Consider the following 13,370-nt stretch of genomic DNA (forward strand, 5'->3'; position numbering starts at 1 on the left):
AGGTCTCCGGCACCGCGTATCCGCAGGGTCCGGCCGAGCCGCGGACGCTCCGCTCGTCGCTCGTCGCATCTCGACGGTTCGATGACGCCTGCAGCGGGAATGCCCCGAACACAGCCCACTGTTCGGAGGTTTGCCCATGACAAGCGGGGACACGAGGACCGATACCGGCCACCGACCCGATCTCGACATAGTTCTCCACGTCGACGGGGTGGAGCGTCGCGTCCCGATCGACGTCCGCACCACCGTGCTCGACGCACTGCGCGACCGCCTCGGGATCACGTCCCCGAAGAAGGGATGCGATCTCGGTCAGTGCGGAGCGTGCACCGTGCTGATCGACGGCCGGCGCACCCTCTCGTGCCTGGCCCTCGCCGCCTCGCACGACGGCGCCGAGATCGTCACCGCCGCCGGACTCGGCGACGGGGAGATGCATCCGCTCCAGGCGCAGTTCATCGAGGACGACGCCTTCCAGTGCGGCTACTGCACCCCCGGCCAGATCTGTTCGGCCGTCGGCATGCTCGACGAGTTCGCCGACGGGGCGCCGAGTCACGTAACGGCCGATCTCGAACAGGCACCCGAACTCGACGACGACGAGATCCGGGAACGCATGAGCGGCAATCTGTGCCGCTGCGCCGCCTATCCCAACATCGTCTCGGCGATCCGAACCGTCGCCGCCGGTGACAGCCGAATCGGTGTCGGCGACAGCCGCCTCGATACGGAGGAGACGCGATGAGCCCCCTCCGCTACGAGCGACCGGCAGATCCCGCCGCCGCCGTCGCCGTCGTGCACGAGACACCGGGTGCGGTCTTCCTCGCGGGCGGCACGAATCTGGTCGACCACCTCAAACTCGGCGTCGCGACCCCCGATCTCCTCGTCGACGTCTCGCATCTTCCGCTCGACGCCGTGGAGGAGACGGCCGACGGGGGAATCCGGGTGGGCGCCAACGTCCGCAACAGCGACCTCGCGGCGCATCCCTTCGTGCGGCGCAACTACCCGGTGCTGTCGCGCGCACTGCTCGCCGGTGCCTCACCCCAGCTCCGGAACACCGCGACCACCGGCGGCAACCTGCTCCAGCGCACGCGGTGCTCGTACTTCCGGGACGTGAGCACCCCCTGCAACAAGCGCGAACCCGGCAGCGGCTGCTCCGCCATCGGCGGATACACCCGCTACCACGCGATCCTCGGCGCCTCGGAGCACTGCGTGGCCACCCATCCGTCCGACATGGCGGTCGCCCTGCTCGCGCTCGACGCCGAAGTCCTGGTCCTCGGCCCGGACGGCGAGCGCGCCATCGCGGTAGAGGACTTCTACCGACTCCCCGGCGACACACCCGAGCGCGACACCGTGCTCGAACGCGACGACCTCATCGTCGGCGTGCAGATCCCCGCGGCGCAGAGTTCGCTGTCCACCTATCGCAAGGTGCGCGACCGGGCGTCCTACGCCTTCGCGTTGGTCTCCGTAGCGGCCGAGATGACCGTTGCGGACGGGACGATCACCGGGTGCCGCATCGCATTCGGTGGGGTCGCACACCGGCCCTGGCGGGCACACCGCGCGGAGGAAGCACTCCTCGGGCAACAACCCTCCGACGAGGTCTTCGCTGCGGCGGCCGAGGCCGAACTCGCCGACGCGAGTCCCCTCGACGGCAACGCCTACAAGATTCCGCTGCTGCGGCGAACCGTGGTGGCGACCCTGCGCGAACTCGACGAACGACGGGAACGAGGTGGATCCGCATGAGCCCCGAGCCGATCCGAGCAGGTGGACGCTCCACCGCGCGCATCGACGGACCGGCGAAGGTCGCCGGGACGGCACCGTACGCCTACGAGCACCCGGTCGACGATCCCGCCTACCTCGTACCGCTCACCTCCACCATCGCCCGTGGACGCGTCGACCGCATCGACACCGCCGCCGCAGAAGCGGTGCCCGGGGTGCTGAAGGTCCTCACTCCCTGGAACGCCCCACGTCTCACCGAAGAGGCCGAGGGCGAGTACTCCGTCCTGCAGACACCCGACGTGCTGTACCGGGGTCAGATCATCGGCGCGGTCGTCGCGGAGAGCTTCGAGATCGCCCGGGAGGCATGCTCGCTCCTGAAGGTCGAGTACAGCGAGGAACCGCACGACGCGCTCTTCCGCGCCGACCATCCCGACGCGTACACACCCGAGACCGTCAACGGCGGCTACGAACCCGACACCGAGCGAGGCGACGTCGACGCGGCGTTCGCCCGCGCCGAGACGGTGATCGATCAGTGGTACTCCACCCCTGAGGAACACAACAATCCACTCGAACCGCACACCGTGGTCGCGATCTGGCGGAACGACGTCGTGCCGTCGAACAGTGAGACCGACGGATACACTCTGACGCTGTACACCTCGACGCAACATCCGCACGGTGTCGTCGAGACCCTCGCGCCGGTCTTCGGTCTCGACGCGGCCCGGATGCGGGTGGTCTGTCCGTACATCGGTGGGGGATTCGGTTCCAAGGGCGGTCCTCACGCGCACGACGTCCTCGGCGGACTCGCGGCGCGGGCCCTGGCCGGGAAAGCGATCAAGTTCGCGGTCTCCCGACCAGACATGTTCGGTTACGTCGGGTACCGCGCTCCGACCGCCTCGCACATCCGGCTCGCGGCCGACAGTGACGGCAAGCTCACCGGTCTCGTGCACGAGGCGTTCGCCCAGTCGTCCCGGGTCACCGAATTCGTCGAACAGGCGGGGGTGCCGCTGCGCAATCTCTACGACGTCGCCAACGCCCGTACGTCGCATCGCGCGATCACCCTCGACGTGCCGGCGCCGTTCTGGATGCGCGCGCCAGGTGAAGCGCCGGGCATGTTCGCCGGCGAGGTCGCGATGGACGAGCTCGCCGCCGAACTCGGGATCGACCCGATCGAACTGCGCATCCGCAACGAACCCGAGTCGGATCCGGAGACGGGAAAGCCGTGGTCGTCGCGCCGACTCGTCGAATGCCTCCGCGAAGGAGCGCAGCGATTCGGATGGGATCCGTCCGACCGCGAACCCGGCCGCCGGCGGCAGGGCAACACCCTGATCGGTACCGGCATGGCGGTCGCGACCTATCCCCACATGGTCAATCCCGGCTCGGAAGCCCAGATCCGGCACCTCGGGGAGGGGCGCTACTCCGTCCGCATCGGAGCCACCGACCTCGGTACGGGTGCGTGGACGACCCTGACCCTCATCGCCGCCGACGCACTCGGATGCCGACCGGAGGACGTGGACCTCGAGATCGGCGACAGCGCACTGCCCAACGGCACGGTGGCCGGCGGGTCGTCGGGCACCTCGTCCTGGGGAACCGCGATCGTCACGGCCGCAGAGCAATTCGGCAAACGTTTCGGCGACGACCCGCCGGTGGGTGCCGAACTGTCCGCGTCGGCAGCCGAGAACCGCGAACTCGAGCACTACACCGCGCAGTCCTTCGGTGTGCACTTCGCCGAGGTGCACGTCGACGCCGACACCGGCGAGATCCGGGTGCCCCGGATGTTCGGTCTGTTCTCCGTGGGACGGGTGATCAATCCGCGAACCGCGCGTTCGCAGGTCATCGGCGGGATGTCCTTCGGGATCTCGATGGCGCTCTTCGAGGAGAGCATCCGCGACGCGCGTTTCGGGCACGTCGTCAACCACGATCTGTCCGAATACCACGTGCCGACACACGCCGACATCCGCCGGGTCGAAGCGGATTGGCTCGATGACGAGGACCTGCATGCGACACCCATGGGGTCGCGGGGGATCGGTGAGATCGGGATCGTCGGCAGCGCCGCGGCGGTCGTCAACGCCCTGTGGCACGCGACCGGAGTGCGGGTCCGGAACCTACCGGCCCGCCTCGACGACCTACTGCCCGGACTGCCCTGACGCGTCGGACCGGTGACAGACCAGCAGCCAGCGATTGGTGCCGGCCTGTCGCCGGTACCGCAGCTCGTCGAGCGCGGCGAGGGCAATGGCGAGTCCTCGACCGCGCTCGGCGAGGGCATCCGGGAGTTCGACCGAACGCAGATCCACACGTGCCGGGGCCCCGTCGTCGATGAATACTGCTTCGAGACGATCCGGGTGGAGCTCCAGCGTCAGGGTCACCGAGACAGCTTGTCCCCGGCCGGCGTGCTCGATGATGTTCGCGGCGATCTCCGCGACCGCGATCTCGAACTGCACGCGGTCGGACTCGTCGAGTTCCTCGGCGGCGAACATCTCCGCGACCAGATCCATGATCCGGTCGAGGGTGCCCTCGCTCGTCGGGGCGGACAACTCCCACCGGCAGGGCGCCCCGTCGGACGGCTGCGCGTCGGACGGGGCGTCAGTCGCCATCGAAGGCCGCGTCCGCGGAGTCGTGGGTCGCCAGGACCCGATCGAGGCGGGTCAGCGCGAGCACGCTCTGCACCTGCGCCGTGGGCGAGGCGATCCGCAGGTCGCCGCCGGCCTGCCGCGCCGCCTTCAATCCGGACACGAGTGCGCCGAGCCCGGACGAGTCGATGAACTCGGTCGTGCTGAGGTCGACGACGAGCCGATGGGATCCGTTCTCGACGAGATCGCGCAACTGCTCGCGAAGACGTGGCGCCGCAACCATGTTCAGACGACCGATGGGTTGCACGACGGTACTCGTTCCGACCGTGCGGGTTTCGTAATGGCTCATCGAACTCCTTCGTTCTCGGGTCCACGGTAGCGAGCCGCGCCGATCACCACCGACAGAATCAACAGGTCGAACACGACCCAGACGAGGTTCGCGGTCACGCCGAGAACCGAGATGTCGCCGAGGAACAACCGCACCGCGCCGACGACCGCCGCCACGACCAGCAGTGCCATGACGAGCAGTTGCTGACGGAACAGATACCAGGGGACACCCTCGCCACCCTGGCGCGTCTTCGGGGTGACCGCGAAATCCAGCGGCTTGTCGAAGTACACGTTGAGGAAGGCCGTCCAGCACGCCCTGATCCACACCGGGAACAGCGCGAGGCTGTACTGCTGGCCGCGCCAGGTCGGTGTGCCGCGGCCGACGACGAAGAACAGCAGCTGACTGAGGACCAGGAACGGGACGAGCCGCGCGAAGAAGTCGAGACTGTAGGCCTCCACCGGCAGGATCCCGAAGACGAGGTAGATCATCGGCGCCGCGAAATAGGCGAGGGCCGCGAAACCCGAGAGATAGCTCCACATCGTCGCCCAGTACATGAGGCGCTGCGCGAGGGTCATGCCCTTCTGGACGAGTGGGTTCTCCCGCAGCATCACCTGGATCGTGCCCTGCGCCCACCGGAGCCGCTGCGTGACCATCGTCTTCGGATCCTCCGGAGCCAGTCCGTAGGCGAGGATCTCGTGGTGGTAGACGGACTTCCAGCCCGCGCCGTGCAGACGCATGGAGGTGGCCATGTCCTCGGTCACGGAGATCGTGGCCAACGCGAGCATCGGCTCGGCCTCCTCGGCACGGTCGACGTCGACGGCCCGAATCATCGCGCGGATCGATTCGAGCGCGCCGAGCGGCGACCATTCGCGGTCGGCGAGGCGGTCGAGCACGGTCTCGTCGATGATGAGCGCATCGGTTCCGTGCGCGTCGAGCGCGGCGATCTCCTCGAGATCGGCTCGGATACCACCGAAGTCGGCATCGACGATGCTGCGCGCGGCGGCGTCGACCGCCTGCTGGAAGCGGAAGGTGACGTCGGCGAGCGCCGTTCCGGCCCGCAATTCGCCCCGAGCCGTGCGAACGGCCTGTCGCACCGAATCCAGTGCCGCGGCCACGTCGGGCTGATCGGCGGGAACCTTCCGGCGTGCGCGGTCGACCACCTTGCCCGCGGTGCGCAGGGTGCGTTCCACACCGTCCTCGATGGCCCGGACATAGCCGGAGATGCCGAGTTGCATGAGCGCTTCGCGTCGGAGGATCGCGTTGGACCCGCAGAAGAACGCTGCGTTCCAGCCGTCCTTGCCCTGCTGGATCGGGCCGTAGAACAAGGGGGCCTGGCTGCCGAGCGGGTCGGACTCGGGAACGTTGGTGAAGTACTGCGGTGTCTGGACCAGGGCGGTGCGGTCGTCGGTGAAGTATCCGAGTGTGCGATCGAGGATCTCGGGTTCGGGCACCTGGTCGGCATCGAGGATGAGCAGGAACTCGCCGTCCGAATGCAGCAGCGCGTTGATCAGGTTGCCCGCCTTGGCATGGCGCGGCTTGTTCGTCCAGCTCGCCGCCCGCGTCATGTAGTCGACGCCGAGTTCGGCGGCGGCTGCGGCGAGTTCGGGCCGGGATCCGTCGTCGAGAATCCACGTCCGGTGCGGATAGCGGATCCGCTTCGCTGCCGCGGCGGTGCGCAGCACCAGGTCGACGGGTTCGTTGTAGGTGGTGATGAAGACGTCGACCGTCATCTCCTCCGGCGCTGCGGGTGGTTCGGGCCGTCTCCTCAGCCGCCACATCGTCAATGCGAAGAGCAGCGAGTCGATCAGGCTGTACGTCTCGGCCAGCACCAGCGGAACCGCGATCCACCAGGCATCCCAGTTCACCGAGAACAGCCAGCGCCAGACGATGTAGTTCAGGCCGACGACGACCGTGAGGACGATGAGGACACGCAGGAACGGAGACGGGTAGCCCTCCTTCGTGACGGCCTTCACGACATTTCGTTCCGTCGTATCGCGACGACCGTGACGTCGTCGAGCGGAGGTTCGTTCACCGTCAGGGCACGTGCTGCGGCCACCAGCGCCTCCGGGGTCGGATGGCCGGCGACGAAACGGCACAGTGCCGCCGGGTCGCTGTTCTCGTCGAGCAGGTCGAGCAGTCCGTCCGAGCAGACCACCAGCATGTCGCCGGGAGCGAGGTGCGCGGTCTCCGATGTCCATGTGGTGGCGGGGAACACTCCGAGCGGGGGACCGTCGCCCTCGAGGGGTTCGACCCCGCCGTCCGCGCGACGGATCGCCGCGAGTCCGTGCCCCGCATCGGCGTGGTCGACGTCTCCCGTGGAGAACTCGATCGCAGCGACGAAGGAGGTGGCGAACGTTCCCGTGTGCTCGAAGTCGTCGGCGAGGTGCTCGGCGCCGAGGGTCAGCGCCATCCCGGTGTCGAGGACGCCGACCGGACGACGTCCGAAGCGCTCGAGCACCCGGCCGGCACCGCGCAACGAGGAACGCACGCCCGACGCCAGGATCGCCGCGCCGAGGCCCTTTCCCATCACGTCGGCGACGGAGATCACGACGCCCTCACGGAGCCGGTAGTGGTCGTAGAAGTCGCCACCCACCACGAAGGCGGGCAGGCAGACGGTGGCGATCTCGTAGCCCGGAAGGTCGGATAGCGGCCGGGGGAGGAGCTGCTTCTGGATCTCGGCGGCGCGGTCGAATTCGTCGGACCGGTCGAGTTCGCGCTGGGTCCATTCGGCCAGCTCCGCGAAGGTGTCGAGCTGATCCGGGTCGAGGTTCCTCTCCTCGGTGTCGTAGATGCAGAAGGTGCCCACGGGATGACCGGCCGGACCGAACAGGGGGTAACCCGCGTAGAACCGGATCCCACCCTCACCACCGATACCGGGGATGTCCATGAAGGCGGGATCGGTTGAGGCGTCGGGAAGGACGAGTGCGGGGTCGTCCGGCCGCTCGTACGCGCGCGCGATGGTGGTGCGGCACACCGTCCTCTCGCGAGGAACTTCGGAGAGTTCGAGTCCGAGGATCGACTTGAACCACTGCCGGTCGTGGTCCATCAGCGACACCGACGCCATGGGGACGCCGAACACGCGGCACGCCATGCGGGTGATCTTGTCGAAGCGCTCCTCGTGAGGGGTGTCGAGCAGCTCGAGTCGCTCGACGTCGCGCATGCGCTCGTCCTCGAGATGGTCGGGGAGCAGCGACGCCTCGGATGTCATCGTACGGTGTGTCTCCTGTGCAGAGCGTCGTCCAGGGCCGCCGCGCACTCGGCCGTGCTGGTCAGGCGCCAGTCGGTTTCCTTGTTGTGATGGAACCACACGAACGTCGTCACCGCGGGGTGACTGTCCAAGTAACCCACCAGATCCCGGATCCAGTCCGGCTTCGACCCACCGGCCTCCGCGCTCGCGACCTCGGTGACCGCGACGGGACGACCCGGGGCGATCCGGCCGAGCTCGTCGAAGGTCGGTCCGAACAGATCTTCGGGGGACTGCCAGCGACTCCACGGCCGGGTGGTGCCCCAGTTGTAACCGTCGACCCCGACGACGTCGACGTGGTCGTCACCGGGATACAGGGGTGCGATGGGACTGCTGCCCGCGTGCGGGACGTTGACCGTCCAGATCCAGCGCACGTTGTCGGCCCCCTTGGAAGCGAACAGTTCGTGCACGTGTCGCCACGCCGCGACGTAGGTCTCCGGTGGGGTGCCGCCGGCGGGACCCCAGGGATACCAGTCCCCGTTCGGCTCGTGTGCGAAGCGCAGGTACACCGTCCCGCCCCAGGCGGTGAGTTCGTCCGCCCACCGGTAGAGATGGTCGTCGTGGATCCCGGCGGCGATGTCGGCCATCGTGATCGACGTCCGGTCGTACGTCCCGTCGCCACGCTGCAGCCACGGTTCCCACGTGACGATCGGGTCGGCTCCCGAGGCGCGCACGATGTCGAGGGCCCCGACGGGTGGTGGGGAGAGGAAGTCGACGAACCACAGCACCGCGCCGGGTGCGGTGCCGACCGCCTCGGTGACCGCGCGGTACTCGTCGACGGCCACCGGGCCGCCCGGGGTGCTGATGCCGAAGCGGGGACACGCGGTGCTCGTCTCGTCGAGCGGGGCGGAGATCGGTTCGCACTCACGGCGCGAGTCGCAGGCGGCGCACAGGGACAGTGCCAGCAGTGCGGCGAGCATCGCGCGAACCGGGTGCACGAGGAGTCATTCTTCCCGCCCGGAGCTCCCCGCGCAGGCCCTTCGGAGGGTGTTCTCGCGGTGACCTCGCGAAGTTGTCGGTGGTGCCCGCCACACTGTGCTCGAGGTCTCTCTCGGACGCGCTGCGGCGACACGCCGAGACACGCCCGAAACGCCGTGGAGGGAGGGGCGCGACCTGGGAATATCACCTTTGTAAGTCACAACATCCTGGGTTCTGTGTATCCGACGGACACAAGGTGTAGTGTCTAGACCGCTGGAGGGCCACAAGTGCCGACGATCTCTCGGGGAAGCGGGATCGGACGGATGAGTGGGCTTCCGGGTAACGCACAGCAGTCAGTCGTCAGGCCGCCCACGGCCGTCGGAAAAGGGGCATTCATGAACATCACCGTCTATACCAAGCCTGCCTGCGTCCAGTGCACCGCCACCTACCGCGCCCTCGACAAGGCCGGCATCGAGTACGACGTCGTCGACATCAGTGAGAACCCCGAGGCCCGCGACTACGTCATGGCGCTGGGATACCTCCAGGCGCCTGTCGTCGTCGCCGGCGATGACCACTGGTCGGGCTTCCGCCCCGATCGCATCAAGGCGCTTACCGTCGCTGCCTGAGCCTGGGCCGCGTTCGCCGCGGCCCGATCGTCGTCGTCTCCGGGCGGACGTGTTCTTCCGTGTCCGCCCGGGCCGGTCTTCGCAATCGAATGAAGAGTGGTGACTACCGATGGCTTCGCTGGGGTCGATCCCGGGGACATCGCTGGTGTACTTCTCGAGTACATCCGAGAACACCCACCGATTCGTGCAGAAACTCGGGATTCCGGCCAGCCGTATCCCATTGCACGATCGTGAGGGGAATTTCGAGGTCCACGATCCGTACGTGCTGATCGTGCCGACCTACGGTGGCGGGACGACCGCCACGGGCCGTGATACCCGCTACGTTCCCAGGCAGGTCATCCGATTCCTCAACAACGAGCACAATCGGGGCCTGATCCGCGGTGTCATCGCGGCGGGTAACACCAACTTCGGCGACTCGTACTGTTTCGCGGGAGACATCGTCTCGCGCAAGTGCAAGGTGCCGTATCTGTACCGGTTCGAGTTGATGGGTACGACCGACGACGTCGAGCGTGTCCGCGACGGTCTCGCCCGATTCTGGGAGTCCGTTCTCCAGAACGCCTGAGCCACATCCGTATCCGTATTCGACGCGCGTCGCGGACGTGACTGCGCGGCCGTTTCCTAACTCCGACAAGTGGGGACAGCACTGTGACCATTACCGATCCCGCTCCCGCCACGAGCGCACACCTCGACGATTCGCTCAAGGGTCTCGACTACCACGCGCTCAACGCGATGTTGAATCTGTACGGCCCCAACGGCGAGATCCAGTTCGACAAGGATGTGGCCGCCGCCCGTCAGTACTTCCTGCAGCACGTCAACCAGAACACGGTCTTTTTCCACAACCTCGACGAGAAGCTCGACTACCTCGTCGAGGAGAACTACTACGAGCCCGAGGTGCTCGAGAAGTATTCGCGCGCATTCGTCAAATCGCTGTTCGAGCACGCATATTCGAAGAAGTTCCGGTTCCCGACCTTCCTCGGTGCGTTCAAGTACTACACCTCGTACACGCTCAAGACGTTCGACGGCAAGCGCTACCTCGAGCGTTTCGAGGACCGTGTGTGCATGGTCGCGCTGACGCTCGCCGACGGCGACGAGATCCTCGCCCGGCACCTCGTCGACGAGATCATCTCGGGTCGTTTCCAGCCGGCCACCCCGACCTTCCTCAACTCGGGCAAGAAGCAGCGCGGCGAGCCCGTTTCGTGCTTCCTCCTTCGCATCGAGGACAACATGGAGTCGATCGGCCGCTCCATCAACTCCGCACTGCAGCTGTCCAAGCGCGGTGGCGGTGTCGCCTTGCTGCTCAGCAACATTCGTGAGCACGGCGCTCCGATCAAGAAGATCGAGAACCAGTCCTCCGGCGTCATCCCGATCATGAAGCTGCTCGAGGACTCCTTCTCCTACGCCAACCAGCTCGGTGCCCGTCAGGGCGCCGGTGCGGTCTACCTGCACGCGCACCACCCCGACATCTACCGCTTCCTCGACACCAAGCGCGAAAACGCCGACGAGAAGATCCGCATCAAGACCCTCTCGCTGGGCGTCGTCATCCCCGACATCACCTTCGAACTGGCGAAGAAGAACGAGGACATGTACCTGTTCTCGCCGTACGACGTCGAGCGCGTCTACGGCAAGCCCTTCGCCGACATCGACGTCACCGAGAAGTACTACGAGATGGTCGACGACAAGCGCATCCGCAAGTCGAAGGTCAAGGCGCGCGAGTTCTTCCAGACCGTCGCCGAGCTGCAGTTCGAGTCGGGCTACCCCTACGTCATGTTCGAGGACACGGTGAACCGGGCCAACCCGATCGCCGGCAAGATCACGCACTCGAACCTGTGCTCGGAGATCCTGCAGGTCTCGACTCCCTCGGAGTTCAACGACGACCTGTCCTACAGTCATGTGGGCAAGGACATCTCGTGCAACCTCGGCTCGCTGAACATCGCGAAGACGATGGACTCGCCCGACTTCGCGCAGACCATCGAGGTCGCCATCCGCGGCCTGACGGCCGTCTCCGACCAGACGACTATCTCGTCGGTGCCGTCGATCGAGCGGGGCAACAACGAATCCCACGCCATCGGCCTCGGCCAGATGAACCTGCACGGCTTCCTCGCCCGCGAGCACATCTTCTACGGGTCCGAAGAAGGCGTCGACTTCACGAACATCTACTTCTACACCGTGCTGTTCCACGCCCTGCGTGCGTCGAACAAGATCGCGATCGAGCGCGGCTCGTACTTCAAGGGCTTCCCGGAGTCGAAGTACGCTTCGGGTGAGTTCTTCGACAAGTACACCGATCAGGTGTGGGAGCCGGCCACCGAGCGGGTCCGTCAGCTGTTCGCCGAGTCGGACATCGCGATCCCCACGCAGCAGGACTGGCGCGAGCTGAAGGAGTCCGTGCAGAAGCACGGCATCTACAACCAGAACCTGCAGGCGGTTCCGCCCACCGGTTCGATCTCGTACATCAACCACTCGACGAGCTCGATCCACCCGGTCGCGTCGAAGATCGAGATCCGCAAGGAGGGCAAGATCGGGCGTGTCTACTACCCGGCGCCCTACATGACGAACGAGAATCTCGAGTACTTCCAGGATGCCTACGAGATCGGCTACGAGAAGATCATCGACACCTACGCTGCTGCGACGCAGCACGTCGACCAGGGGCTGTCGCTGACGCTGTTCTTCAAGGACACCGTCACCACCCGCGACGTGAACAAGGCGCAGATCTACGCGTGGCGCAAGGGAATCAAGACCCTGTACTACATCCGCCTGCGGCAGATGGCGCTCGAGGGCACCGAGGTGGAGGGTTGCGTCTCCTGCATGTTGTGACCCTGCTCCACGACAGTCTTTGCATCAGCACACAATTCAGGTAGGTAACCGATGACTGCAGCAGCACACTCGCCGGCCGACGGCGTGCGCGTCAAACTCATCGATCGCGTCTCCGCGATCAACTGGAACCGCGTCCCCGACGACAAGGACGCCGAGGTCTGGGATCGCCTCACCGGCAACTTCTGGCTCCCGGAGAAGGTGCCGGTCTCCAACGACATCCAGTCGTGGGGCACGCTCACCGAGTACGAGCAGGAACTGACGATGCGGGTCTTCACGGGCCTGACGCTGCTCGACACCATCCAGGGCACGGTCGGCGCGGTCTCGCTCATCCCCGATGCGGTGACCCCGCACGAGGAAGCGGTGCTGACGAACATCGCGTTCATGGAGTCGGTGCATGCGAAGAGCTACTCGCAGATCTTCTCGACGCTGTGCTCGAGCCGCCAGATCGACGACGCCTTCCGCTGGTCGGAGGAGAACGAGCACCTGCAGCGCAAGGCGCAGATCATCCTCGACTACTACAAGGGCGACGACCCGCTCAAGCGCAAGGCCGCCTCGACGCTGCTCGAGTCGTTCCTGTTCTACTCGGGCTTCTACCTGCCGATGTACTGGTCGTCGCGGGCCAAGCTCACCAACACCGCCGACATGATCCGCCTGATCATTCGCGACGAGGCCGTCCACGGCTACTACATCGGCTACAAGTACCAGCGCGGGCTCGAGACGATCACGCAGGCCGAGCGCGACGAGCTCAAGGACTGGGTCTTCGAACTGCTCTTCGAGCTGTACGACAACGAGACCCACTACACGGCCGACCTCTACGACCAAGTCGGGCTCACCGAGGACGTCAAGAAGTTCCTGCGCTACAACGCGAACAAGGCGCTGATGAACCTCGGTTACGAGGCGCTGTTCCCGAAGGACGAGACGGACGTCAACCCGGCCATCCTGTCGGCGTTGTCGCCGAACGCCGACGAGAACCACGACTTCTTCTCGGGCTCCGGCAGCTCCTACGTGATCGGCAAGGCCGTCGTCACGGAAGACGACGACTGGGACTTCTGACGTAGACGTTCTCTGTCACCGGCCCGAACGCATCGATCCCGTACACCGGCGCAGCAGCGCCCGTGTGCGGGATCGCGTGCTTTTCGCGGCCCGGCCCGTCCCCGATAGCATCGCTCCTC

Annotated in this window: 12 protein-coding genes; 7 read left to right on the plus strand and 5 right to left on the minus strand. The window is 66.4% G+C overall.

The genetic code is table 11. The features are described from left to right. The first annotated feature begins 136 nt into the window (after positions 1-136). Genes NVV99_RS17735 through NVV99_RS17745 form a run of 3 tightly spaced genes read left to right on the plus strand, consistent with a single transcriptional unit; the run spans position 137 to position 3,848 of the window. A complete protein-coding gene (locus NVV99_RS17735) occupies positions 137-730 on the plus strand; it encodes a 2Fe-2S iron-sulfur cluster-binding protein (protein ID WP_050993421.1) in 594 nt (197 codons plus the stop codon). Next, the gene (locus tag NVV99_RS17740; RefSeq protein ID WP_024101424.1) at positions 727-1,728 is read left to right on the plus strand and encodes a xanthine dehydrogenase family protein subunit M; all 1,002 of its coding nucleotides are present in this window, start codon (positions 727-729) and stop codon (positions 1,726-1,728) included. Before NVV99_RS17735 ends, NVV99_RS17740 begins: the two co-directional genes overlap by 4 nt. Continuing rightward, a complete protein-coding gene (locus NVV99_RS17745; RefSeq protein ID WP_024101423.1) occupies positions 1,725-3,848 on the plus strand; it encodes a xanthine dehydrogenase family protein molybdopterin-binding subunit in 2,124 nt (707 codons plus the stop codon). Before NVV99_RS17740 ends, NVV99_RS17745 begins: the two co-directional genes overlap by 4 nt. Here NVV99_RS17745 and NVV99_RS17750 read toward each other — a convergent pair. The 5 genes from NVV99_RS17750 to NVV99_RS17770 are packed head-to-tail and all read right to left on the minus strand — an operon-like array spanning position 3,828 to position 8,763. Then, entirely contained in the window at positions 3,828-4,295 is a 468-nt protein-coding gene (locus tag NVV99_RS17750) for an ATP-binding protein (RefSeq protein WP_024101422.1), read from the minus strand. The genes NVV99_RS17745 and NVV99_RS17750 overlap by 21 nt on opposite strands. After that, the gene (locus tag NVV99_RS17755; protein ID WP_024101421.1) at positions 4,285-4,620 is read right to left on the minus strand and encodes an STAS domain-containing protein; all 336 of its coding nucleotides are present in this window, start codon (positions 4,618-4,620) and stop codon (positions 4,285-4,287) included. The genes NVV99_RS17750 and NVV99_RS17755 overlap by 11 nt, the downstream gene beginning before the upstream one ends. After that, positions 4,617-6,572, minus strand: coding sequence for a glycosyltransferase (locus NVV99_RS17760; RefSeq protein ID WP_041803403.1), 1,956 nt, complete (start codon positions 6,570-6,572; stop codon positions 4,617-4,619). The genes NVV99_RS17755 and NVV99_RS17760 overlap by 4 nt, the downstream gene beginning before the upstream one ends. Further along, positions 6,569-7,807 (minus strand): PP2C family protein-serine/threonine phosphatase, encoded by a 1,239-nt coding sequence (locus tag NVV99_RS17765; protein WP_024101419.1) that lies wholly within the window; start codon positions 7,805-7,807, stop codon positions 6,569-6,571. Before NVV99_RS17765 ends, NVV99_RS17760 begins: the two co-directional genes overlap by 4 nt. Beyond that, a complete protein-coding gene (locus tag NVV99_RS17770) occupies positions 7,804-8,763 on the minus strand; it encodes a glycoside hydrolase family 26 protein (RefSeq protein ID WP_024101418.1) in 960 nt (319 codons plus the stop codon). The genes NVV99_RS17765 and NVV99_RS17770 overlap by 4 nt, the downstream gene beginning before the upstream one ends. Positions 8,764-9,156: 393 nt before the next feature. Here NVV99_RS17770 and NVV99_RS17775 point away from each other — a divergent pair, with 393 nt between their 5' ends. The 4 genes from NVV99_RS17775 (at position 9,157) to nrdF (ending at position 13,251) form a co-directional block, all read left to right on the plus strand. Then, positions 9,157-9,387, plus strand: a complete 231-nt coding sequence (locus tag NVV99_RS17775) for a redoxin NrdH (protein ID WP_006550390.1) — start codon at positions 9,157-9,159, stop codon at positions 9,385-9,387. A 109-nt stretch (positions 9,388-9,496) separates the two neighbouring features. Continuing rightward, positions 9,497-9,949 carry a class Ib ribonucleoside-diphosphate reductase assembly flavoprotein NrdI gene (nrdI, locus tag NVV99_RS17780; protein ID WP_006550391.1) on the plus strand — a complete coding sequence of 151 codons (453 nt, stop codon included), beginning with the start codon at positions 9,497-9,499 and terminating at the stop codon, positions 9,947-9,949. Between the two features lie 167 nt (positions 9,950-10,116). Then, entirely contained in the window at positions 10,117-12,198 is a 2,082-nt protein-coding gene (nrdE, locus tag NVV99_RS17785; RefSeq protein ID WP_024101416.1) for a class 1b ribonucleoside-diphosphate reductase subunit alpha, read from the plus strand. A gap of 51 nt (positions 12,199-12,249) precedes the next feature. Further along, entirely contained in the window at positions 12,250-13,251 is a 1,002-nt protein-coding gene (nrdF, locus tag NVV99_RS17790; protein ID WP_006550395.1) for a class 1b ribonucleoside-diphosphate reductase subunit beta, read from the plus strand. Positions 13,252-13,370: the final 119 nt, after the last annotated feature.

Origin of the sequence: Rhodococcus sp. PAE-6, from assembly GCF_025290685.1 — a bacterium.
Taxonomy (GTDB): Bacteria; Actinomycetota; Actinomycetes; order Mycobacteriales; family Mycobacteriaceae; genus Rhodococcus; species Rhodococcus pyridinivorans.